17 protein-coding genes are annotated in these 21,554 nt (G+C 58.9%); 5 read left to right on the top strand and 12 right to left on the bottom strand.

Annotated features, from left to right (window positions below):
* Nucleotides 1-52: 52 nt before the first annotated feature.
* Nucleotides 53-1,906, bottom strand: coding sequence for an Lnb N-terminal periplasmic domain-containing protein (locus AC3ISR_RS24345; RefSeq protein WP_192298959.1), 1,854 nt, complete (start codon nucleotides 1,904-1,906; stop codon nucleotides 53-55).
* Nucleotides 1,907-1,997: 91 nt separating this feature from the next.
* Nucleotides 1,998-2,486, bottom strand: a complete 489-nt coding sequence (locus AC3ISR_RS24340; RefSeq protein WP_046381990.1) for a DUF3015 domain-containing protein — start codon at nucleotides 2,484-2,486, stop codon at nucleotides 1,998-2,000.
* Between the two features lie 268 nt (nucleotides 2,487-2,754).
* Between AC3ISR_RS24340 and AC3ISR_RS24335 the strand changes: the two genes are divergently transcribed.
* Both AC3ISR_RS24335 and AC3ISR_RS24330 read left to right on the top strand, forming a co-directional pair.
* Complete coding sequence (locus AC3ISR_RS24335) at nucleotides 2,755-5,193, top strand: Lon protease family protein (protein WP_192298958.1); 2,439 nt, start codon at nucleotides 2,755-2,757, stop codon at nucleotides 5,191-5,193.
* Between the two features lie 204 nt (nucleotides 5,194-5,397).
* Nucleotides 5,398-5,706, top strand: a complete 309-nt coding sequence (locus tag AC3ISR_RS24330; protein ID WP_192298957.1) for a PA4575 family protein — start codon at nucleotides 5,398-5,400, stop codon at nucleotides 5,704-5,706.
* A gap of 3 nt (nucleotides 5,707-5,709) precedes the next feature.
* Here the strand turns inward: AC3ISR_RS24330 and AC3ISR_RS24325 are convergent, their stop codons facing one another.
* Complete coding sequence (locus AC3ISR_RS24325; RefSeq protein WP_463983875.1) at nucleotides 5,710-7,533, bottom strand: hypothetical protein; 1,824 nt, start codon at nucleotides 7,531-7,533, stop codon at nucleotides 5,710-5,712.
* 162 nt (nucleotides 7,534-7,695) lie between these two features.
* On the opposite strand from AC3ISR_RS24325, the gene AC3ISR_RS24320 reads away from it, so the two are divergent.
* On the top strand, nucleotides 7,696-8,184 hold the full coding sequence (locus tag AC3ISR_RS24320) for a TIGR00645 family protein (protein ID WP_017739158.1): 489 nt from the start codon (nucleotides 7,696-7,698) through the stop codon (nucleotides 8,182-8,184).
* 15 nt (nucleotides 8,185-8,199) lie between these two features.
* Here AC3ISR_RS24320 and AC3ISR_RS24315 read toward each other — a convergent pair whose 3' ends face one another.
* Both AC3ISR_RS24315 and AC3ISR_RS24310 read right to left on the bottom strand, forming a co-directional pair.
* Nucleotides 8,200-9,633 carry an ArnT family glycosyltransferase gene (locus AC3ISR_RS24315; protein ID WP_463983874.1) on the bottom strand — a complete coding sequence of 478 codons (1,434 nt, stop codon included), beginning with the start codon at nucleotides 9,631-9,633 and terminating at the stop codon, nucleotides 8,200-8,202.
* A gap of 121 nt (nucleotides 9,634-9,754) precedes the next feature.
* On the bottom strand, nucleotides 9,755-10,780 hold the full coding sequence (locus AC3ISR_RS24310) for a hypothetical protein (protein WP_463983873.1): 1,026 nt from the start codon (nucleotides 10,778-10,780) through the stop codon (nucleotides 9,755-9,757).
* A gap of 206 nt (nucleotides 10,781-10,986) precedes the next feature.
* Between AC3ISR_RS24310 and AC3ISR_RS24305 the strand changes: the two genes are divergently transcribed.
* Nucleotides 10,987-12,456, top strand: a complete 1,470-nt coding sequence (locus AC3ISR_RS24305) for a hypothetical protein (RefSeq protein WP_463983872.1) — start codon at nucleotides 10,987-10,989, stop codon at nucleotides 12,454-12,456.
* Between the two features lie 56 nt (nucleotides 12,457-12,512).
* Here AC3ISR_RS24305 and AC3ISR_RS24300 read toward each other — a convergent pair whose 3' ends face one another.
* Nucleotides 12,513-13,388 carry a helix-turn-helix transcriptional regulator gene (locus AC3ISR_RS24300; protein WP_463983871.1) on the bottom strand — a complete coding sequence of 292 codons (876 nt, stop codon included), beginning with the start codon at nucleotides 13,386-13,388 and terminating at the stop codon, nucleotides 12,513-12,515.
* Between the two features lie 119 nt (nucleotides 13,389-13,507).
* Between AC3ISR_RS24300 and AC3ISR_RS24295 the strand changes: the two genes are divergently transcribed.
* Entirely contained in the window at nucleotides 13,508-13,765 is a 258-nt protein-coding gene (locus AC3ISR_RS24295; protein ID WP_226455750.1) for a hypothetical protein, read from the top strand.
* A 33-nt stretch (nucleotides 13,766-13,798) separates the two neighbouring features.
* Here the strand turns inward: AC3ISR_RS24295 and AC3ISR_RS24290 are convergent, their stop codons facing one another.
* From AC3ISR_RS24290 to AC3ISR_RS24265, 6 genes are all read right to left on the bottom strand, one after another.
* Nucleotides 13,799-14,419 carry a hypothetical protein gene (locus AC3ISR_RS24290; RefSeq protein WP_226455749.1) on the bottom strand — a complete coding sequence of 207 codons (621 nt, stop codon included), beginning with the start codon at nucleotides 14,417-14,419 and terminating at the stop codon, nucleotides 13,799-13,801.
* 65 nt (nucleotides 14,420-14,484) lie between these two features.
* Nucleotides 14,485-14,898: a hypothetical protein gene (locus AC3ISR_RS24285; RefSeq protein WP_226455748.1), complete on the bottom strand. Its 414-nt coding sequence runs from the start codon at nucleotides 14,896-14,898 to the stop codon at nucleotides 14,485-14,487.
* A 3-nt stretch (nucleotides 14,899-14,901) separates the two neighbouring features.
* On the bottom strand, nucleotides 14,902-15,270 hold the full coding sequence (locus tag AC3ISR_RS24280) for a hypothetical protein (protein ID WP_305391552.1): 369 nt from the start codon (nucleotides 15,268-15,270) through the stop codon (nucleotides 14,902-14,904).
* Complete coding sequence (locus tag AC3ISR_RS24275; RefSeq protein WP_463983870.1) at nucleotides 15,267-16,082, bottom strand: ATP-binding protein; 816 nt, start codon at nucleotides 16,080-16,082, stop codon at nucleotides 15,267-15,269. The genes AC3ISR_RS24280 and AC3ISR_RS24275 overlap by 4 nt, the downstream gene beginning before the upstream one ends.
* Before the next feature lie 157 nt (nucleotides 16,083-16,239).
* Nucleotides 16,240-17,697 carry a DUF726 domain-containing protein gene (locus AC3ISR_RS24270; RefSeq protein ID WP_226455745.1) on the bottom strand — a complete coding sequence of 486 codons (1,458 nt, stop codon included), beginning with the start codon at nucleotides 17,695-17,697 and terminating at the stop codon, nucleotides 16,240-16,242.
* Between the two features lie 387 nt (nucleotides 17,698-18,084).
* Entirely contained in the window at nucleotides 18,085-21,102 is a 3,018-nt protein-coding gene (locus AC3ISR_RS24265; RefSeq protein ID WP_192002490.1) for a type I restriction endonuclease subunit R, read from the bottom strand.
* Nucleotides 21,103-21,554 lie beyond the last annotated feature (452 nt).

Below are 21,554 nucleotides of genomic sequence, written 5' to 3'. Positions count from 1 at the left end.
GCGAGCAAGCCCGCTCCCACATTTTTGATCTGTGTCGGGCTTCGGGGCGGGGTCAGTAGTGGTACCACTTCACTTCGAGCATCACCTCGTTGATGGGGGTCGACAGGTGGCTGTACTCACGCTGCGCACTTAGGCGCAGGCCCAGGTTGCGCGACAATTCCCACTGCTGGTTCAGGCTGAGACTACGGCGTACTTCGCCATTGGTAAAGAAATCCCCCCTGGCTTCCAGGCTCAGGTTGCCCAGCGGGTTTTTCCACAGCACGCCGGTGTTGAACCCTGCTGCCGGGGAGATAGCCTCGTTGAAGTCGTTGTTGTGTTCCACGCGCACGGTGCCGAGGGCGAAGCCGAGCATGTCGTCGCGCAGTTGCCAGGTGCCGCCGGCGCCGCCGTTGACGTGGGCGACAAGGGTTTCGTCGTCGTGTTTGCCCGGTACGCGCTCCAGGCCGCCGGTGACTTGCCAGGACAGCGGTTGCAGCAAGGCGTTGCGCGGGGTCAGGGAGCGGATGGTGGCCAGGTCCAGTTGCTGCAATTGCCAGTGGTTGCCTTCGTACTGGCGCAGTTTCATTTGCAGGATTTCGATCTGCGCGCCGAGGGGGAAGCCTTCGGCGTTGTCGTTGAGGTCGTGGTAGGCCATGCGCAGGCCGTATTCGCCAAAGGCCTTGTCACCCCGGGTGCCGATGCCGGCTTGCCAGGTGCGTGACTCATGGCCGTTTTCCGGCAGGCCTGGCGGCTGGATCTTCAGGTCCGGTGCAGGGTTCTGGTTGATTGCGCGCAGCAGTTCGAAGCTGCGCTGGGAGCGGGCCGGGTCACGCTCCAGGCCGTTGGCGCGGTAGCGGCCCAGGCGGTAGGCGGCGTCGATGATCAGGGCTTGGCGGTCTTTGGCGAGCGCCTTGAACGCGGGGTCCTGCAAGTGTTTCTGCTCTTCGCTGACCTTCAGCACCCATTGCTGCTCATCGCTGTCCAGGGGCTTGGCGCGTTCCAGCAGCTCGCGTTCGCGCGATGGGCGGTAGTCGATCTTCTCGACAAGGCCGGCGTCCTTGACGGCCTTGACCGTGTCGGTGGGGATCGCGGTCAGTGGGAACTGTTCTGTCAGGCGCAGGCCGGGGCGGGCGACTTGCAGCAATTCCAGCAGGCGATAGGAGCAGTTTTCGTCGAAGAAGAAGTAGTCGAACTTGATCTGCTTGAGCTCCCACACGTGCTCGACCATGCGCTCGGTCTCGACCTGGGTCAGGTTGAGGCGGTATTCCCACAGGTCGCGGTTTTCGAGGCTACGGTACTCGGAGAGCTTTTCCTGGTAGGGGACCAGTGCAAACAGGCCGGGATAGCCGCCCATCAGGCCTTTCCAGGCGTAGAGGATGCTGTTGTCCGAGCCTTCGATATACGCGCCGAAGTTGATCGCGTAGCTGAGCAGCGCGGTGTTGTCTCGTTGCACGTCGGCCTGGTCGATGCGCAGCAGGGTGTGACCGAACATCGACGACGGGCTGTTGAGGTAGGCCGCCGGGAAGATCATCACCGCGCTGTGGGGCGCGACGTCCTTGAACCATTGCTTGAATTCGCTGCAGTCCACGGCGGGCAGGCCGGTCAGGTGCAATTGATCCTTGAGCCAGCGGGTACGTGCGGGGTAGACGCATTGGGCGTGTTTTTCACCCAGGCTTGCGGGCGCATACAGCGCGTCGACGCTCGCCTTGAGTTCGGCATCCGGGTGGTGCGCGCCGTCGGCGGCGAGGAAGAATTTCTGGTCGCTGACATAGCTGCGCCAGCCACTGATTTTACCGGCTTCGTAATGGCCCAGAGACAGCCAGAACGGGTCGTTGGCCAGTTGCTGCAAACGTTGATCATCAAGATGCGGGGCCGCGTACAGCGGGGCGCAGGCGAAGAGTGCCATCCAGGCAAGGCGTTTGAGCATAAGGGCAACTTAAGTCGGAAAAAGTGAGACCCAAAAGGGGAGCGGGTCCAAACGTAAAACCCGCGCCTGGGGAGGCGCGGGCTGGTCGAGCTTAAGCTTGGGTTGCGTATTTCGCCAAGCGTGCATCACTTTTCAGGACAGCGAGGGTGTTGTTGTGCACGTCGTCAGCGGTCACGTCAGCCTTGCTGAAGATCTGCTGGAAGTGTTCGTGGGTCACGGCCGCGAAGTGCTCGCGATCTTCTGGCGCCACACCCAGTACCACCGCGTAGGTGGTCAGTGCTTCGCCATTGCCCTTGGCCATGTCTTCGGACAGCTCGTTCATCATGCCGTTCATGGCAATCCAGGACTTGCCGCCGTAGGTCAGGGCGCTGTTGGTGCTGCAACCGTTGGTGCCCGAAGTCATGCCGAAAGTGGCGTTACCGGACGTGCCGTTGGTGGTGGAGGCGAGGAAGTGTGCCGGCGTACCGCGTTGGCCTTCGAACAGCATGTTGCCCCAACCGCAGTTCGGGCCGCCTGGGGATTCTGCCATTGCATTGAGGGAGACAACGGTGAAGAGAGTACCGAGAAGGATCCGTTTCATAGCTATTTTCTCTTTGTGTGCAAACCAATGGACAAGGGTCAGGCGCGTCGCAGCGCCTCAGGGGCCAGTTATTATTTGTCCGACCCGCGCAGTTTGGAGTTTAGGCAGGTTCCAGGGGTTCCGTGATTTTTTACTAACAATCAGAGTTTTCGCGATTTTTATGTAGGACCTGTTACGTATCCGAGCTTTCCCAACGTCGCGCCTTGCCAGAGCGCGCAAGCGAGAGCCAGAATGCCGTCATCTGCCCCGCCTGATGTAAGGAAGCCCGATGCCTGATCCTGTTGCTGCCAGCTTGCGTCTAGCGCCCGAAGCGCTGACTCGCCCTTTCTCCGCTGAACAGTTCAGCTTCTCGACCACCAATGATTTGGAGCCCTTTCGCGGTGTGCTTGGCCAGGAACGTGCGGTTGAAGCCTTGCAGTTCGGTGTGGCCATGCCACGCCCCGGTTACAACGTGTTTGTCATGGGCGAGCCGGGGACCGGTCGCTTTTCGTTCGTCAAACGCTACCTGAAGGCCGAAGGTAAACGCCTGCAGACCCCATCGGACTGGGTCTACGTCAATAATTTCGATGAGCCTCGCGAGCCGCGTGCCCTGGAATTGCCAGGCGGTGCGGCGGCAGCGTTCATTGCCGACATCAACGGCCTGGTCGACAACTTGGTGGCGACCTTCCCGGCCGTTTTCGAGCACCCGACCTACCAGCAGCGCAAAAGTGCGATCGACCGCGCCTTCAACCAGCGCTATGACAAGGCCCTGGACGTGATCGAGCGCCTGGCCCTGGAAAAGGACGTGGCGCTGTACCGCGACAGCTCCAACATCGCCTTCACCCCGATGCTCGATGGCAAGGCGCTGGACGAGGCGGAGTTTTCGCAGTTGCCGGAAGCCGACCGCGAGCGCTTCCACACCGATATTTCCGAGCTGGAAGAGCGCCTCAACGAAGAGTTGGCGAGCCTGCCGCAATGGAAGCGTGAGTCGAACAACCAACTGCGCCAGTTCAACGAAGAAACCATCACCCTGGCCCTGCAGCCTCTGCTTGCGCCGCTGTCGGAAAAATACGCGGAAAATGCTGGCGTCTGCGGTTACCTGCAAGCCATGCAGGTGTACCTGCTCAAGACCGTGGTCGAGCAACTGGTCGATGACGCCAAGACCGACGCCCAGGCGCGCAAGCTGCTCGAAGAGCAGTACTGCCCGAGCCTGGTGGTGGGCCATCCGGTCAACGGCGGCGCGCCGGTGGTGTTTGAACCGCATCCGACCTACGACAACCTGTTCGGTCGGATCGAATACAGCACCGATCAGGGCGCGCTCTACACCACTTATCGCCAACTGCGTCCCGGCGCATTGCACCGTGCCAACGGTGGTTTCCTGATCCTTGAGGCCGAGAAAATGCTCGGCGAACCGTTTGTGTGGGACGCCCTCAAGCGTTCCCTGCAATCGCGCAAACTCAAGATGGAGTCGCCGTTGGGCGAACTGGGCCGCCTGGCCACCGTGACCCTCAACCCGCAGATGATCCCGTTGCAGGTCAAGGTGATCATCATCGGTTCGCGCCAGCTGTATTACGCGTTGCAGGACGCCGATCCGGACTTCCAGGAGATGTTCCGCGTGCTGGTGGACTTCGACGAGGACATCCCGATGGTCGACGAGAGCCTGGAGCAGTTCGCCCAGTTGCTCAAGACCCGCACCTCGGAAGAAGGCATGGCACCGCTGACCTCGGACGCGGTGGCGCGGTTGGCCACGTACAGCGCGCGGTTGGCGGAACACCAGGGGCGCTTGTCGGCGCGGATTGGGGATTTGTTCCAACTGGTCAGCGAGGCGGATTTCATTCGTCACCTGGCCAGCGATGAAATGACCGACGCCGGGCATATCGAGCGCGCGCTCAAGGCCAAGGCCACCCGTACCGGGCGTGTGTCGGCGCGGATTCTCGACGACATGCTCGCCGGCGTCATCCTGATCGACACCGACGGCGCGGCCGTGGGCAAGTGCAACGGGCTCACGGTGCTGGAAGTCGGCGATTCGGCCTTCGGCGTGCCGGCGCGGATTTCCGCCACGGTGTACCCGGGCGGCAGCGGTATTGTCGACATCGAGCGTGAGGTCAACCTTGGCCAGCCGATTCACTCCAAGGGCGTGATGATCCTCACGGGTTACCTGGGGAGCCGTTATGCCCAGGAGTTCCCGCTGGCGATTTCGGCGAGTATTGCGCTGGAACAGTCCTACGGTTACGTGGACGGTGACAGCGCGTCCCTGGGCGAGGCGTGCACCCTGATCTCGGCCCTGTCGAAGACGCCGCTCAAGCAGTGCTTTGCCATCACCGGCTCGATCAACCAGTTCGGCGAAGTGCAGGCGGTGGGTGGGGTCAACGAAAAGATCGAAGGCTTCTTCCGTCTTTGCGAAGCCCGCGGCTTGACCGGCGAGCAGGGGGCGATCATTCCCCAGGCCAACGTCGCCACGCTGATGCTCGATGAGAAGGTGTTGCAGGCCGTGCGTGCCGGCCAGTTCCATATCTATGCGGTACGTCAGGCGGACGAAGCCTTGAGCCTGCTGGTGGGCGAGCCGGCCGGTGCGCCGGATGAAGAAGGGCAGTTCCCGGAAGGCTCCGTCAATGCGCGGGTGGTTGAGCGTTTGCGCGTGATCGCAGAGATGATCAGCGAGGAAGACCTGAAGGACGCGGAGAAGGAGCTGGCGCAGGAGGCGCTGGCCGAAACCAAGCCGACCTGACGTTGTAGTGAGCGGGCAAGCCCGCTCACTACAGTCATAAAATTGGCGGTGGAGGGGGGGTGATGGCCGTTGGTCTCTACGGTCTTGGTTTGTAGCGATTTTATTCTATTCTCTGCTCAAGGGATTTCTACAGGAGTCGCAGGATAGAAACAGCCTCGCCGTGTGTGATCGAGGCTGAACGCCGATCTAACGAGGGTCGCCGCCATGTCGCGCAACCTTTGCCTTACCCGCCAGTGTTTTGGCCTGGTCACCCGTATCGAATGCTCCATTCGCCCTCTCGCGGGGGATAACGGCCTGTGGACCTTGTTGTTTGCTGCCGGAATGACCGGTGAGCAGCCGTCCACCATCAAGTCCCAAGGCCCGTTCCATGGGCCTTTTGTGGCAGAAAGCATGCTGGAATCAATCGTCGACAGCCTCACTTCCCATGGCTATGAGAGGGCGGGCGACCCGCAGATCTGGAGCCTGCACATGCAGGCCCATCTGCGACAGCTCAATGGCGACACCCAGCACTGAGCGCTATTTGCTCTCGGGCTTGTCCAGCTTGACCTCGAAACCGTATTGCACGGTGCTCAGGTCAGTGCGCTGGTAGCTTTCCAGCGTGGTTGGCTGGCCGTAGAAATAGTGCACGTCAAACATCGCCGTGCCGAATTCCTCGGCGCGGTGGCTCACACCGAGAATTTCCTTGAGGTAGTTGCCACTGGCGTCCTTGGCATAGAAGCGCCAGCTGTCGGCGGGGAATTCCTTCTGGTCGACAATCAGCGCGTTGTCCTTGAGCGACAGGCCCTTGGGTAGCTTGGCGACATCGATCGTGGCTTTGTCGATGGTGGCGAGGAACAGCGGCACCGAGCCCACCACAAACGCCGGGTTTTCCGGGAACAGGTTGAGGTCGTAGGTCAGCGTGCCGCGTGCCGGGTTCAGCTCGAAGGCTTCGGTCGGCAACTCGATCGGCTCACCGCGCTCGCCCTTGTCATCGGCGGTGAAGAAGGTAATCGGCGATTCGCTGCTGTTGCGCTCGGCGCCGACCAGGTCGTCATTGAAGGTGAACGGGTGGTCGAACACGATATGGGCGGCACTCGCGTCTTCGGTCGACTGGCTGATGGTGACGCTGTTTTTCAGCTGGTCTTCGGTCATGCTCGCGTCTTTGAGCCAACCGGCGGCGCCGTCGTCATACACCGTGACCGGCATCGGCAAGGCTTGCACGGTTTTCTGCAGGCTGTTCTTGTCGAAGCGCAGCACTGGTAGATCAAGGTCTTTGCGGGTGAGCGTGGCGGTGGAGAAATCCAGCACGTTGACGTGTAGCTTGTCGATCACGCCATTGAAATAGACTTTGGCGTAGTGGCTGGTTTGTTTGTGTTCGAAGGCTTTCTGCTCATCGACGAGTTTTTTCTCGAACGCCTCCGACCAGGCCGTCTGCTTTTGCATCTCGGCCAGTTGTTTTTCGTAGAACGCCACCTGCGCTGCGCTTTCGTTGATCGAACCCGAACGCGTGAGGAATTGCCCGGTGCTGTCTTGCGCCTGTACCAGCAATGGGTTGGGCGATTCGTCGCCCACTTCTGCGGCGAGTGGCGCGTTGTTGGTCATCTCGATTTCGGCGTAGTTCTTTTCCAGTAACAACAGCTTGAGGCTCACAGTGCCGTCGGTGCGTGTGCGGCCAACGTCCTGTTTCGACAGCTCGAAGTTCAGCAGCTTGCCCGGCGCGATCACTTCTACCGTGCCCTTGAGGCTGACGGGCTGTGGCTGGCTTTTGTTTTCCGTCTCGACGCCTTCGATGAACGGGTAGGTCACTGTCAGGTCATCGGGGTTGGTCAGGTTGGAACTGCTGGGGCTCAACTGGATGCCAGGGTCGGTTTCCGACCATTCCGGCTGGAATGGGATGACTTTGTTGTTGCTCAGCGTGACCGACTGCCATTCCAGCCCATGGGGGAAGGGGAATTGGTCCGGGGCGTTGAAGCTGAACGGGAAGACCGGCTGCAGATCCGTCAGGTAGTCGGAATGCGAGGCTTTGCGCAGTACGAAAAGGCCGTTGATATAGGTGTCCACCAGCGCCTGGGGCGTGGGGTAATGCGTTAGCAGGGCGAGGGAGTTTTCACCGTATTCGGCTTCGACGGGTTTGTCGGCGAGTTTGACCCGCGCCCGTTCCAGCAACAGCAGCGAGCCGCCAAGGTCGGCGATGGCGTCGCGCAGTTTGGGGTCCTGGATGCTGTCGAGGGATTGCTCGAACTTAGCGGTTTTCTCTTCGAGGGTGGCCTGCTTCTGCTCATCTTTGGGGGAGCAGCCGCTGGCCATCAGCAACGCCGCACACAGGCCGATGTTGGCCAAAGGGGATCGCACATCCATCATCTGAGTCTTCCTGTCCGACATCATCGAGCCGATTTAATGGCCTCGACACTAGCAGAAAAATTCTCTTACAAGTGCCGGCCAGGTCAGTTTTCTCGCGGTTACAGGTGTTTGACAGCGGCTGGTATACTCGCCGCCATTTTTAGCCACGCTGTGTGAGATCCCATGGAACGCTTTATCGAAAATACTATGTACGCCTCACGCTGGCTGCTGGCGCCGATTTACCTGGGGTTGTCCCTGGGCTTGCTGATCCTGGCGCTGAAGTTCTTCCAGGAAATCATCCACGTGCTGCCCAACGTGTTCACCATGTTGGAAGCGGACGTCATCCTGCTGCTGCTGTCGTTGATCGACATGGCGCTGGTCGGTGGTTTGCTGGTGATGGTGATGATCTCCGGCTACGAGAACTTCGTCTCGCAACTGGACATCGATGACAACAAGGAAAAGCTCAACTGGCTGGGCACCATGGACTCCTCCTCGCTGAAGATGAAAGTGGCGGCGTCCATCGTGGCGATTTCCTCCATCCACTTGCTGCGCATCTTCATGGACGCCAAGAACGTCGATCCACAACACCTGATGTGGTACGTGATCATTCACATGACCTTCGTCGTCTCGGCGTTTGCCATGGGGTACCTGGACAAGCTGACCAAGCACTGATCCCCCACGCAGGCCTTACTGCTCTATGAAGTAGTAAGGCTTGCGACTGATCGCCATCTCCTTGATGACCTTCACCTGTTCCTTCAGCACACTGGTTTGATCCGTCAACGCAACGTTGCCGGGTTTGGCGCTGAGGAATGCCTGCAACTCGGCCTCGGTTTGCAGGAGCGGCACGTAGCCCTGCATATAGAACACCCCCGCGCCGGCAATCCGCTCGTTGGGCTGAAACATCGCCACTTCTCGACCTTCTGCTTGCAGCGCCTGGAGCTGGCTGATCACCGGCACGAATGACTCGCGCTTGTCGGCCTTGGGCGCGAACACGAATGCAGCGCTCATATAGCTGGCAATCAGTACGGCGAACACGCCGCCGATCACCTGCCGATGGTAACGGTAGAGTGCGGGCCTGCGGTCTTTCAGGCGGTCCAGCAGCACCCGCGCATATTCTGCCGCGAGCACCGCGGCGGCTGGCGTGAGCGACATCAGGTACACGGTGCGCTTGCTCGAAGCCAGCGTCAGCAGGGTGAATTGCGCCACCAGCCAGATGCAGAAAAACAGCAAGTAGCGATTGCGTGCCAGGCTCTTACGCAAGTGCCACAGGCCCAGGTACACCAGGATATTCCACGGCAGAAAGGCTTCGGGCAGCTTGGCAAGGTAGTAGTAGAACGGTTCGTAGTGCCCAGCCTCGACGAACGAACCGCTGAAGCGCCCGACGCTGTTTGTCCACAGCACTTCGCCGACGGCCTGCATACCGCCGCGTTGAAACAGGAAACCCAGCCAGATCAGCAGTGGCACCAACGCCAGCAAGGTGAACAGCCCGGGCTTGAGCCAGTCGCCGATGCGCAGGCGTTTGTCGATCACGCTTGTAACGACCAGATACACGAAGATCACGATGCCCGGCATCGCCAGGCCCAGCACGCCTTTACTCAGGGTGGCGATCACCATGCCGAGGGTAAACAGCGCCCAGGCGCCGGACTTGGAGCCTTGGTTCTCAGGACGCATCGCCTGGTAGAACCCCAGCAGCGCGGTGGTGACGCCGAGGCTGAGCAGCGAGTCCTCACCCACGCCGCGTACGTTGCTCCAGTAACTGGCCATGGTCGCAAGGATCAGCGCGGCGCTGAACGCCAGGGTCTGCGGGCGGCCGAACTTGCGCAGCATCCCGTAGAACAGCATCACGCTGAACAAACCGGCAAATGCCGAAGCCAGGCGTACCGCCCAGGTGGTGCCGCCGAACAGGCGAATCGCCCCGGCGTCGAGCCACAGGCTCAGGGGCGGTTTTTCCAGGAAGGGTTCGCGAAATAGTTGCGGCACGACCCAGTTGTTGTCCAGGTGCATGGCCATTGCGATCCCGGCGACGCGGGCTTCGGTAGAACCTTGCAGTTCGTGGCTGCCAAGGGCAAAGAAGAACAACAGGGCAACAAGCAGGAGCAACAGAGGAACAGGACGCGTCATGGATTCTGGCTACCAGGGCGGGGGAGCGCTCGGGGGGAGCGGTCATTGCAATGGGCTAGTATCGGTCGGTGATTCTGAATATTTCGTGAATGAGCGCGGGATTTTTCTACGCCCAGGTCTCTTACGGTGCCTGCAAGCTCGGTAGTGCCGCTTTACCTTGTGCCGTCAGGACCGGCGCCAGTTGCTCCCAGGTGAAGCTCAACTCGTTGTCACAACCGTCGCCTTGGGCGGGGGTGGAGAGTTGCAGGCCCTCGGTGTTGAAGCTCAAGTCGAAGGTGGAGTAACTGGTGACCGCCGGGCAGCCTTCGTCGACGCTGGTTTGTTTGGCCAGCCAGGCGCTGAACGTGGCCGGCAGCTGGACTTGGCCGGAGTAGGGGCTGTCCCACTGCGCCTGGCCTCCGAGCCATGTCCACGGGTCGACGCTCTCGCCGGTGTGCAGGTTCCAGCTGTGCAGGCCCCAACTGATGCCGCCACGGCCGTAGCCTGCCGCCCAGTGGTAGAACCGCACGGTGATCCACTGCGAGGACCAGTAGAACGGCTCCACCGTGATCTCACTGGTATAGGTGCCGCCGCTCTGGTCCAGGGCGTTGCGGCGCTCTCGGTAGAACTGCGCCTGGCCTTCGGGGCTGATGGCCATGCGCGCGAGGTCTGCGTTGATCTTGCTGATGGCCGGGCCGTCGCCGTCGAGACTCAGGGTGACTTGCCCGCCCTGGGTTTTGACCTGATAGGCGTGTTCGTTGAAGGTCTTCTTTTCCACCGTTACCGGCGGCGGCGACGCTTCGAGCGGGTTGTTGTAACTGTCGCTGGCGCAACCCTCCGCGTCCGCACGTTTTAGGCGCAATGCCAGGCCTTTGCCGCCTACGGCCTTGCTCCAGGTGCCGGTGAGTGTGTCGCCTTGAGGGTCGTCCAACTGCCAGAACCCGGTTTGCCCGTCTTCTACCCAGGGCTCGCTCGCGTTGGCCTGGGTCAACTGAATCGGGCTGAGGATGCGTTGGTAGTAGTAGCTGCCATTGGCGCCGTGGGCGCCGTTGAAACACGCGGTGATCGCGGACTTGCCCAGGGTGCCGGTCCACACGCCGGCCAGGTCGGCGGCAGTGGCGAGCAAAGGGGTGCAGACGAGGGTCAGGACGACAAGGGGCTTGAACACGGGTATCGGACTTCCGGTTGTCTGATAGAGGGCGCTAGGGTAATGGGAAGTGCGTGCGGAACCAACCTAAACCGAAGTTCGTGCCCCATCGCGATTGAGTTTCACGACCTGCTCTTTTTGTTTACCTGTATGAACGCACAACGTGGACGCGACCTGCTGTTTTACTTAGGGTGTGGCGATTCAATATCAGCCATAAGGCAGTCTGCATGAAGCGTGAACAGTTCCTGACACAACCTGAAGTTGCGTCGTTTGTTGAATGGTTGCAGGCCAATTTGCCGACGCTGACCTTCAACCTGAACTTCAAGGCCAGCAAGTTTGTGCCCGGTGGCTTGATTGCTCAGGTGCAGGGCTTCGAGCAGGTGATCGGGCACTACCGCTGGAAGGCCAGCTGGCAGGATGCCCACCAGCAGAGCGTCAATTCGCAGAGCTGGGTGCAGACCCGGCAGTCGCTTGGACAGTTGGGCGCTTGGCTTAAACGCGCAGTCGACGCGGGTGACGAGCCGCAAGCGCTGCAAGCGTGCTTGCAGGTGCTGCGTTGGGGCGGGGTACGCGGCGCCATTCCGTTTTTGCAGCGATTGGCGGCCAACGGGGAATTGTCGGCGTATTTGCGCAAGATGGCCGGGCTGATAGCGCTCGACGGTGAGCAGGACCTGGATGATCTCAACGCCAGCAGCGTCCAGCGTTTTGATGCGGGCCTGACCAAAATCCATGCTTTGCTGGATGCATCGGGATCGCCGATCTATGACAGCCGCGTCGGTGCGGCGATGGGCATGTTGTATTCGTTGTTTCGCCAGCAGTGGAGCGGCGGTGGCAAGCCTTTGCTGGCGTTCCCCTCCGGCAGTGCCCGTGGCAGCCAGTTGCGCGATCCGGGTGCGTTTGTGAACGGCTTGGCAGCGCGCCAGTTTTCGTCGATCAGCTATGAAACCTGGGCCCGCTCGCAGGTGCGCCTGGGGTGGATCATCCGTGAACTGCTGGGGCGTACGAACTGGTTCGCCGACCAAGGGGCGCTGCCCGCGCGCTGCCATGCGTTTGAGGCCAGCCTGTTTGTGTTGGGGTATGACTTGCGGTGTTTTGGGGGCGTGCCGGTGGCCGTAGTGCCGGTAGTTGGCAAGAACAAACGCAAGCGCCAAGGTACGGGCTGGGTGCCGACAGGCCATCCCTTCCGCCAGGTGATCCAGGACTATCTGGTCTACCGCCGCAGCGGTGGGCAGGACAATAAAGAGTCCTTCGTCAACTGGCTGCCGACGCGTCCCAGCGAGAAAGAGCCGATCTCCCATGAAACCGCCAACGGCTACTGTTTTGCGTTTTCCATTTTTGAGTTCGACCTCTTTGAGCGACCGCTTGACGTGCTTGAACGCATCGTCGCCGGCGGCGAGGACGGCCTGCGCGCGGTACTGGCGAGCGAGGTGCTGGAGCCCTTCAGCCTGAGTGATGAACGGGTCAACGTCTGCCTGGTGGACGTCTTGATCACGGGCACGGCGTATCAACGGGCGCAGACCGCTGACGCGCGCGCCGCCTACATCCTCAACGCCGGTTATGCCGGCACCGAGAATGCCGCAAATACGTTGCTGTCGCTGGGCCGCAACGTCGGCCAGCACTTTGGCCTGCTCAACGCGCAATACCTGCCCACGCCGCTGTTCGAGCGGTTCTTCGGTGATTGCGAGCTCGACGTCTGAGGCGTTCTAGCGCCTCGATCTTTGCGCGCTGGCCGTCAGTTGCCAGCGCGCAGCCCTCAATCGAACGAAAGCCACGGCCGCAATTCTTTCAAATTGCTGACCACAATCTGCTGCGCCTCTGGCGTGGTGGCCAGGTTTCGCGGGTCGATCTGATAGCGACGCAACACGTACCGCACCAACGCCTTGCGGCTGGCGACCACCAGTTGCCCATCGGTCATGCCGAAGTCGGTTTCGATGATCGCCTGCTGCGCGGTGTTCAAGCGGCTGTCGGGGGCGAAGATGATCGGCACTTCGGTGTTCCAGTCGTCATCTTGCTCGCGTGTGTACGCTGACGCGTCGAGCAGCTCCGGCTCGCCGCGCAGGCGGCTCAGCACGAAGTCACGGTACTGGCGGTTCTTCTCGCAATAGGCGCGCACGTGCCAGCGCATGCCGGTGTACACCAGGGTGTGCGGGGCGATCAGGCGGATTTCCACGTTTGGCGTGTTGAACGAAACGTACTCGGTCTCCAGGCGCAAACCGTCGCGACAGGCCTTGAGCAACGGCCGCAGGATTTCCGGACGGATTGGCCGGTCGGGCACTTCCAGCACCTTGGTGTGGGCGTAGGCCAGGGCCAGCCCATCGATGTGCGGCGCCCGTTCATTGTTCTGGTACAGCAGGTGCAAATAGGCACTGGCGCTGTCCTCGATGAACCGCGGCTTGAAGTGTTTGCTCGGTACGTAGCCCTTCAGCTGCTTGTCATATGTCAAGTTTCGGGGCGCATGTTCATTGATGTAGGTGTTGATGTCCTTGGAGGCCTGCTGGCGGCTGATACCAAAGCTCTGCATCAAGTGCCCCGTGGTCAGCCGGCCTTCCCACCAGGCGACGGTCTCGATGAGGCGATAGCGAAGTGCCAGGTCCCAGCGCACTTGCTCGATGGATTGCTTGCGTTTCATGGCTGCTCCATGTGTGTGAATACTTTACCTGTATAAGTCTACATTCTAGACCTGTCGTGAATCACTACATATCGTGTTGCTGTCTTCGAAATACCTCGAAGGCTTGAAAGGACGTGAACATGAGTATGTCGGAAGTGGTTTCGACGGGGGCATTGGTGGTGATGGGGATCATCCTGCTGGTGCTGATCCAGCATTGCCTGAAACTGAGCGAACTGTGGAAGATGGTTGCGCACTACCAGAAAGACCTGCGCTGGGCGCAGATCTGGGAAGTGGAGAACCGGGAGCTGCGCTCGGCATTACGTGCCGAGCGTGAACACGTTGCGCAGTTGCAGCGCAAGTTGGAGTTGTTGCAGGCAATGATTCCGGTGGAAGGCTAGCTCAGCGGTGTCAGGTTGCGGGCTGTTTGCAACTCAGATTTCAATCGCATCCGCGAACTCATCCTGCATGCGGCGACGGACCAGGAACACCGGTTTTTCTTCGTCTTGAGTACGCGGTTTTTCCAGTTCAAGTTCTTTGCTTTTGAACTTGGCTTCGACGATTTTTTGCGGGGTTGGGAAGTCGCCTTTTTCTAGCAGATACTGCTGGTAAATAGGCTTCAGCGGCCGCAGCAGGCTGGAGAGTTCGATAAAGTTGCTGCCCTCCAAAACGTCCAGGCGTGTCTTGATCTCGGCTTCCACCGCCTGGGTATAACGCGCTTTCAGATCCTCCTTCAGCGCACGCAGGTCGAGGCCTTCTTGGGCGATCAATTCCATCGTGGCCTTGAGGTCATCAGGGTTGTGTTCCTTGATGAGCCGCAGGGCTTGGAGGAAGTCTTGACGCTGCAAGGCGGCGGGGATTTTTTTCAGCAGTTCGCGGTTCTTCACGCCGTCGCGGTAGGCCTTGATGATCAGGTAAGGGATGCTGATAGGCAGGGTCACAATGCCCAGCGCGCAGATCGATACCCACTTGGTGACGGACCAGGCGTGTTTGAGGATGATCCCCGCGAAGCCGATCGCCAGCAGCAATAAAAACCCGTAGACAATAATGATCATGGTGACTCTGCTATCCGACAAATAGAACAGTGGAGAGCGTGCACCGGCACGCTCCGCTTAAGGCATCAGGCCGTTGGTTTGTCGTACGTGTAGGCGATTTTTTTCTCGGCGCGGATACGCGCCTGGTCCTCTTTCAAGAAGTAGAGGTCCAAGGGTTTCGGCGTATCGATGTGGGCGCTTTTAACCCATTGTTTATTGGCGTCCGTGAAGTAAAGGTCTACGCCAAAGACGAACTTATCCTCGTCCTGCAGCGCAATGAAAACCTCACCTGAAACGAAGTCCAACTGTTTGGCTGTTTGCTCGTGAAGAATGTAGGGGTCGAGGCCAGTGGTTTTTTGAGCCAGGTAGTCATCGACTGAGACTTGGCCTTCCTTGATCAGTTTTTCGCCCTCTTTGAGCAACTCTCTCAAGCCCAGCTTGACCGCCTTCTTGAAGTCTTCCAGCAGGGCGCCACCCAATGTCTTGTCGTCGTGATTCATGAGTTACAGCTCCAGCTTGAGTTCTTTGGCAATGTCTTCTGAAATGTCCACCGGCGCTTGGGTGCTTTCCAGCTTGCGGCGAATATGCTCGGGCACATCTGATGCGGGAATGGTCCGCGTGGTGACGGTTTCTTCCCACTGCTGATCTTCATTTTTCGAGTAGAACTTGTTCAGCGCCTGTAAGCCTGCGGCAATCCCGGCAACCACATTCTGGGTTTTGATGTAGGCGGTCAGGCCGACGATGGTTGCTTTGACGATTTGGCGTACGTGTTTGACGGAGGCTTCCAGAAAGTTCTTTATCTTGTCCCAAAATGCAGAGACCACCACGGCGCCGGCGAACAGTGCCGCGCCCAACAAAATAAATGGAATCATTCCAGCACCATCCCTGTTTGCTTTTCGACGTAGTCCTTGGAGACCACTTTGGTTGTAGTTGTGTATTCGCTTTTTGCGTTTGCCTGTTTGCTGGCAAGGGTGTTGTTTATTTCCTTCAAAATGTCCTCTTCGCAAAGGCAGGTCGACTGCTTGTAAGCGGCCTTGAAGGCGGCCATCAGTGTGATGTTCTCGATGTCCGCTGCACTCAATCCCTGCGCCGCCTGTGCATAGGTTTCCAACGCCAGGCCGGCTTGCAGCGGTTGCGGGATGTAGCGTTGGAACAGCGCGACGCGGTTGTCATGGTCCGGTAGCTTGAAGTGGATGTGCTTGGCGATCCGGCGCATGAAGGCGGGGTCGTAGTTGGAGATGAAGTTCGTGGCGAAAATCAGGATGCCGCTGAAGTCATTCAAGATATTCAGAAGTACCGAGCGGGTCTGGTTGACACTTGTATCGGTGGCGCTGGTCATGTTGGTGACCCGTCGACTCAAGATGGCATCGGCCTCGTCGAAGAAAATCACACAGTCCATTTCCTTGGCGAAATCAAACACCTTCTTCAGGTTTTTCGGCGTGTCGCCCACATACTTCGATTCAATCTGTGAGTAGTCGACGACCAGCAGATCCTTGCCAAACGCTTGGGCAACCGCGTGCGCCGTGATGGTTTTACCGGTGCCGGGCTCGCCATAAAAATTCAGTACGAATTTGTCTGACATCTTGTGGGTGCTGGCGAAGCCGAGGGTGTTGTAGACGAATTCACTGTCTTTGCGCAGGGCAATCGCAGAGAGAATTTCGTCTTTGGTGTGGCTGTTGACCACGACGTCATCCAGGTTGTATCTGGGAACAATGACTTCAAAGTCATACGCCGGTGCTGCGGGCGCTTGCTCCTTGCTGTGTGGCTCGGCCTTGGCCAGCGGTCTTCCGATGGGCATATCTACTCCAGGCTTGGAAAATCAAACGCGTACATAGGAGGGGTCATGGGTGCTTGAACCCACGCTCGTTACCCCAATGCACACGTGCAAAAAACACCACGGCGACCACCGGCACCAGTGCCGAATAACCGGGCTTCAAGGCGGTCTTCAAATTGGTCATCCAGCGCCCCACCGGGGTCATGTCCAGCAGGCTCGGGAGCGCCGAAACCACATTCCAGGTGGCGAGGCCGCTCAGGTTGATCTCGCCACGGGTAACCGCCAACTCGCCTGACGGCTCAGCCTGCGGTGGGGTTGACGGGCTCTTGAGGTAAGAGGCCAGGGTCAGCCGTTCCGCCAACGCGTCCACATGTTTGAAGTAGGTGTCGGCGGGCATGGCCTTGACCACGGCAATCGTTGAACGACTGAACGCATGGCCATCTGGAAACGCGTTATCGAACACTTGTCGAATCAGCAGGGCTTCGAGCTCTACTACGGAGCTACAGGTTTGCCGGCCATTGCCCAAGTCGAAATGACTGACTAACCCATCGAGCACGTTGGCATAGGCAAGGCCGCGCCCGCGGGTCAAATTGGCCAGGCAATGCCCGCCCAGCAGTTGCAGTTCCTGGATGAAGGAATACAGCGGCTTCTGCTCGTCGAAGGACACCCAACTGCTGCTTTTAAGGTGCTTGATGCCTTGCTCCAGCACGGCTGCTGGCGCGCTTTGCATCAGACCGTAGAGCAGCGCGTCAGTGTGGATTGGGTCCTGCGACATCACCGCGCCGAGCCGCTGGCCGCTAAAACCCGCGAACCGCGTGCGCAGCAAGACGTCATGCAGCTTGGGCCAATAGTCCAAGTGGCCGAAGTCGGTCATTTCGACATTTTTAAAGTGCGGTACCTCGTGTCGACCCACGCAGGTCTCATCCACATTCATCAACAAGATGGCATCGGATTTTGAATAGGCGTTAATCACCCGCCCCGCCGCGCAGTTGTTCAATGCCTGGGCCTCGTCTGCCGAAACCTCGACCGCCGCAGCCATCAACAGCACATCGCCGATGATCAGCTCACAAGACTCGGGATGGCTGGCCAGCTTGCGCAACGCACTGACCACCACCCGCCCGCCCAGGGAATGGCCGACCAGATTGACGTGGGTGACATACGGATAGTGCTCCAGCAGATGGGCCTCCAGCTCCTCAAGCAGCGCTTCGCCAATGCGGTTCGCCCGCTTGCGAACCACCGCGAAATGCACCGACCGATCCAGAGCAAATGCAGCAATACCCGCACCGGGATGCAATCGCGAAGCGCCCATGATGACGTTGCGTGACATCGAACTGATTGAGGAATAGTGGCTGGAGCGCCAGAACGCCAGGAGGTTGATGTCACCATCCAGCGCTTGCGGGATCTGGCTGGACAGAAGAGTACGATCGCCCAAGTTATGGCCCGCCGAGTAGCCGTGGATAAACACGTTGGCGATGGTGCTGGCGCTGAAGGACTGGGTGGTGAAGCTGAAGTGTTTTGTTTCCAACGCTGAGATTCCGTTCAGTCGCGTGGTTTGGGGAGCGTTAGGTTATCGGCTGGGAGGGGGGGAACTTTAGGGCAGAAGGCCATCATTCTTGTTGGGGGAGGGGGGAATTGCAGGCATAAAAAAAGACGTCCGTAGACGTCTTTAGATGTTGAAGTGCCGGGGGGATTTGAAACAGCTCTGTAGCCATCTGTTTTTATTGGCTAATAATTGATCAGATAAACTCCTTGGAATACCAGCTGGAATGCTGCGTGGCCTGGCTTCCGATGGACGGTCATTGTTGAGTTCGGCCCCCTGCAGGACTTCGAGGTTAAAGCTCCATGCGAATGGGCGTGACGGCTTTAGCCGTATGGACCGGACATGCTGAGACACACCGAGCTTGCACATATCTCAGCCCAGCATGCCCCTCATGCTCTGCTGCAACGAAGACTTGAGCGCTTCATCACTGGCTACCAGCCGGTAAAGCTCTAGGTCCTGGCGGCGGCGTATCAGCATGACTTCCTCGAAAATCTTCTCGAACGCCAGTGCACGGTGGTCTTCGTCCTGGCTCTTTTGGTACTTTGGCTCAAAGTCCGGATGCTCCTGAATGCCCTTTAGAATGCTCAGGAACTTCACGCGCTTTTCTTCCGTGGTCACCCCCCAGCCCTGGAACCAACGCTCGTTGAAGCTCTGGATGATTTGGTCCAGCAGGTCTTTTTCCTGCTCACCAGTATGTACCCCGCGCGGATTTGGGTTGGCTGGGTCCAGCTCGGTTTCCGCGTCATCCAACGCAATGCTGTGGTTCAACTTGACGCGTTCCAGCCCATAGGACGCGAGGTCGACCGAGTTGAGCAGAGCGTCGATTTCGTCGGCGTCTTTGTCCTGCACTTTGAGTTTCGGGATCAGGAACTTGAGGAACCAGAAAAGCTTTTCCCAGGCCACAATCTCATACGGCATGATCGAGGCCATCTGGCCGTAGATCTTCACAAACTGCTTGGCCTTGATTTTGAAATCGACCTTTGCCTCATCCTCCAACTCTAGTTCCACGTCGAAACGCTCGGCGGCGATATCGATAAGCACAGCGAGCTTTTCGGCATCGACGTTGTCGAAATACTGCGTGGCGAATGCCTCTACTTCCGGCCACTCGTAGACACCGACCTCGTCCAACTGGTCCTTGAGTTCGTGCAGCACATTGATATCCGTTGCTCCGGACAGGCTGGTGGCCGTGTAAAACGGGTCGAAGGAGGCTTTTATGTCCTCCACCTGGTTGAAGAAATCCAGAACGAACAGGTCTTCAGTCTTCTTGGCCCACTTCGGCGCGGCACGATTAAGGCGCGACAGCGCTTGCACAGCGAGTACGTACTGCAGCTTCTTGTCCACGTACATGGCACACAGCTTAGGCTGATCGAAGCCTGTCAGGTACTTGTTGGCCACTACCAGCAATCGGTATTCGTCGGTGTCGAACTTGTCTCGCGTATCCGCTTCGGCGAAGCCGTTGATACCGGCTTCGGTGTACTCGATACCATCAACCAATTTTTCGCCGGAGAAGGCAATTAGCGCCTTGAACGGGTTGCCGCGCGCTGCCAGCAAGCGGCTGATGGCCTTGTGATAACGGATGGCGGCTTCGATGTTTTGGGTTATGACCATGCCCTTGGCCTGGCCCTTAAGCTTTTTCGGCGTGACCACCTGCTCAATAAAATGCTCCAGCATCACCTCAGCCTTAACGTCGATGGTCTGCTGGTCGCGTTCGACATAGGCGCGTAGCTTCTTCTGTGCTTTCAGCGTGTCAAACAGCGGATTGTCCTCGATGGACTTCTGAATTTCGTAGTAGCTGCGGTACGTGGTGTAGTTGGCCAGCACATCGAGGATAAAGCCCTCTTCAATGGCCTGCTTCATCGAGTACAGGTGGAAGGGCGCGAAGCGGCCATCGGCCTGCTGCTCGCCGAACTTCTCCAGCGTGCTGTTCTTCGGCGTGGCGGTGAAGGCAAAGTACGAGGCATTTCCGCGCATCTTGCTGTTCTTGATGGCGCTGAGGATCTTCTCCTGAGTGTCGTCTTGCTCGTCGCCGCCCATCACCTTGTTCATCGTGCCGTGGCTGCTACCGTCCTGCGAGCTGTGCGCCTCGTCGATGATCACGGCAAAGCGTTTGCCGGCCATGTCGTCGATGCCATCCACGATCACCGGGAATTTCTGGATGGTGGTAATGATGATTTTTTTTCCCTGCTCCAGCGCCCGCTGGAGGTCAGAGGACTTCAGCGCCGGAGCGATGATGTTTTTCACCTCGGAGAACTCGCGTAGGTTCTCGCGCAATTGCTTGTCCAGCAGGCGGCGGTCAGTCACCACAATCACCGAGTCGAACAGCGGCACATCTAGAGCGCGCGCGCCGACAACCTCCAGCGAAGCCGGATAGGTTTCTATCAACTGATAGGCCGCCCAGGTGATGGAGTTCGATTTGCCCGAGCCGGCCGAGTGCTGGATCAGGTAGCGCTGACCCACACCATGCTGGCTGGCATGCGTCACTAGGCGGCGCACCACATCCAGTTGGTGGTAGCGCGGGAAGAACAGCGTACGCTTGGCCAGTGGCATCTTGCTGCTGCCGTCCAGGCGCACAAAGTGCTGGATGATGTTGGCCACACTTTCGCGGCTGAAAACCTCCTGCCACAGGTAGGAGCTCTTGTGCCCGGCGGGGTTGGGCGGGTTGCCAGCCCCGTGGTTATGGCCCTTGTTGAATGGCAGGAAGAAGGTCGCGACACCGGCCAACTTGGTGGTCATGTAGACCTCGTCGGTGTCTACCGTCATGTGCACTAGGCAGCGGCCGAATTGCAGCAGCGGCTGGCCCGTGTCGCGGTCCTGCTTGTACTGCTTTTGCCCGTGATAACGGGCGTTCTGGCCCGTCCAGGGGTTCTTCAGCTCCAGCGTGGCGAAGGGCAAGCCATTGATGAACAGTACCAGGTCGATCTCTTCCAGCGGATTACTCAGGGAGTAACGCACCTGGCGGGTGCTGCTAAAGATATTCGCCGCAAACTGCTGTTTGACCCGCTCCGAACTGCTGGCAAGCGGCGCGGGGTACATCAGGTTGAAGTGCATATCGTCGATGGCCAGGCCGCGCTTGAGCAGGTGCAGCGCACCGTACTTCTTCGCCAGCCGGTCGAAGCGTTCGAAGATGCGCAAATCCCAATCATCGTAGCGCTGCTTGAGGCGTTCCAAATCATCGCCCTGGCTGGCCTCAAGAAATTGCCACAAGCAGCGGCTATCCACGGCATAGCGGGCATTGAAATCCTGAGCGCGGCCCAGTTGATACCCGTGGTTGAGGCCCGCCGGCACGGTCACCGCGCTGTCCCGGACCACCGTCTGCTCTTCTAGGCAAGTGCCGGTCAGGTATTTCTCGATGCTAGCTTCCAGCGCCTGTTCGTTGGTCTTGCTTACCATGCCGGCTTCCTTGTGCCTGTTCTTTCTTATCTCTGCCAGGCGAGCCAGGCGCGGGGTGCAAATGTCTAAAACTATACAGCTAACGGGACCAGACATTCGCCGCTACCCACCTGACTTACTACAAACCCATTGATTCACCTGACAGCATAACCATTAACAGAGCTGGCCGGCAGCCTGCTGAATGTCTAACAGCTCGGCTTATTCGTTTAGCGCAATCTGCTCAGTCAAATGAGTTCACACCGTGTTACTGGGCATTATTTGTCTGCGCCAAACCCGCCCACGGGGCCGAAAAATGTCTAGCAATCAGCCTTTAGACATTTGCCAAAGCTTGCCCTTAGGTTCGATGACTCCTTGTTTTTTCAAGGCTTGCAGCAGATTTTTGATCTTATGGGCTTGGCCTCGTTGCTCGGGGCTCAGAAGTATTTACCGAGTTTGGTGAAGTCATAGCCGTT

It is taken from the genome of Pseudomonas sp. GL_117, from assembly GCF_057835125.1.
This window is presented reverse-complemented; position numbering and strand designations above follow the sequence as displayed.

Bases quoted from the DNA above. Each gene is read 5' to 3' on its own strand.
- AC3ISR_RS24325 (WP_463983875.1), bottom strand. From the start codon at position 7,533: ATGATGGATGTGCGATCCCCTTTGGCCAACATCGGCCTGTGTGCGGCG.
- AC3ISR_RS24280 (WP_305391552.1), bottom strand. From the start codon at position 15,270: ATGATTCCATTTATTTTGTTGGGCGCGGCACTGTTCGCCGGCGCCGTG.
- AC3ISR_RS24295 (WP_226455750.1), top strand. From the start codon at position 13,508: ATGAGTATGTCGGAAGTGGTTTCGACGGGGGCATTGGTGGTGATGGGG.
- AC3ISR_RS24300 (WP_463983871.1), bottom strand. From the start codon at position 13,388: ATGAAACGCAAGCAATCCATCGAGCAAGTGCGCTGGGACCTGGCACTT.
- AC3ISR_RS24265 (WP_192002490.1), bottom strand. From the start codon at position 21,102: ATGGTAAGCAAGACCAACGAACAGGCGCTGGAAGCTAGCATCGAGAAA.
- AC3ISR_RS24315 (WP_463983874.1), bottom strand. From the start codon at position 9,633: ATGACGCGTCCTGTTCCTCTGTTGCTCCTGCTTGTTGCCCTGTTGTTC.
- AC3ISR_RS24285 (WP_226455748.1), bottom strand. From the start codon at position 14,898: ATGAATCACGACGACAAGACATTGGGTGGCGCCCTGCTGGAAGACTTC.
- AC3ISR_RS24305 (WP_463983872.1), top strand. From the start codon at position 10,987: ATGAAGCGTGAACAGTTCCTGACACAACCTGAAGTTGCGTCGTTTGTT.
- AC3ISR_RS24335 (WP_192298958.1), top strand. From the start codon at position 2,755: ATGCCTGATCCTGTTGCTGCCAGCTTGCGTCTAGCGCCCGAAGCGCTG.
- AC3ISR_RS24340 (WP_046381990.1), bottom strand. From the start codon at position 2,486: ATGAAACGGATCCTTCTCGGTACTCTCTTCACCGTTGTCTCCCTCAAT.
- AC3ISR_RS24290 (WP_226455749.1), bottom strand. From the start codon at position 14,419: ATGATCATTATTGTCTACGGGTTTTTATTGCTGCTGGCGATCGGCTTC.
- AC3ISR_RS24345 (WP_192298959.1), bottom strand. From the start codon at position 1,906: ATGCTCAAACGCCTTGCCTGGATGGCACTCTTCGCCTGCGCCCCGCTG.
- AC3ISR_RS24320 (WP_017739158.1), top strand. From the start codon at position 7,696: ATGGAACGCTTTATCGAAAATACTATGTACGCCTCACGCTGGCTGCTG.
- AC3ISR_RS24330 (WP_192298957.1), top strand. From the start codon at position 5,398: ATGTCGCGCAACCTTTGCCTTACCCGCCAGTGTTTTGGCCTGGTCACC.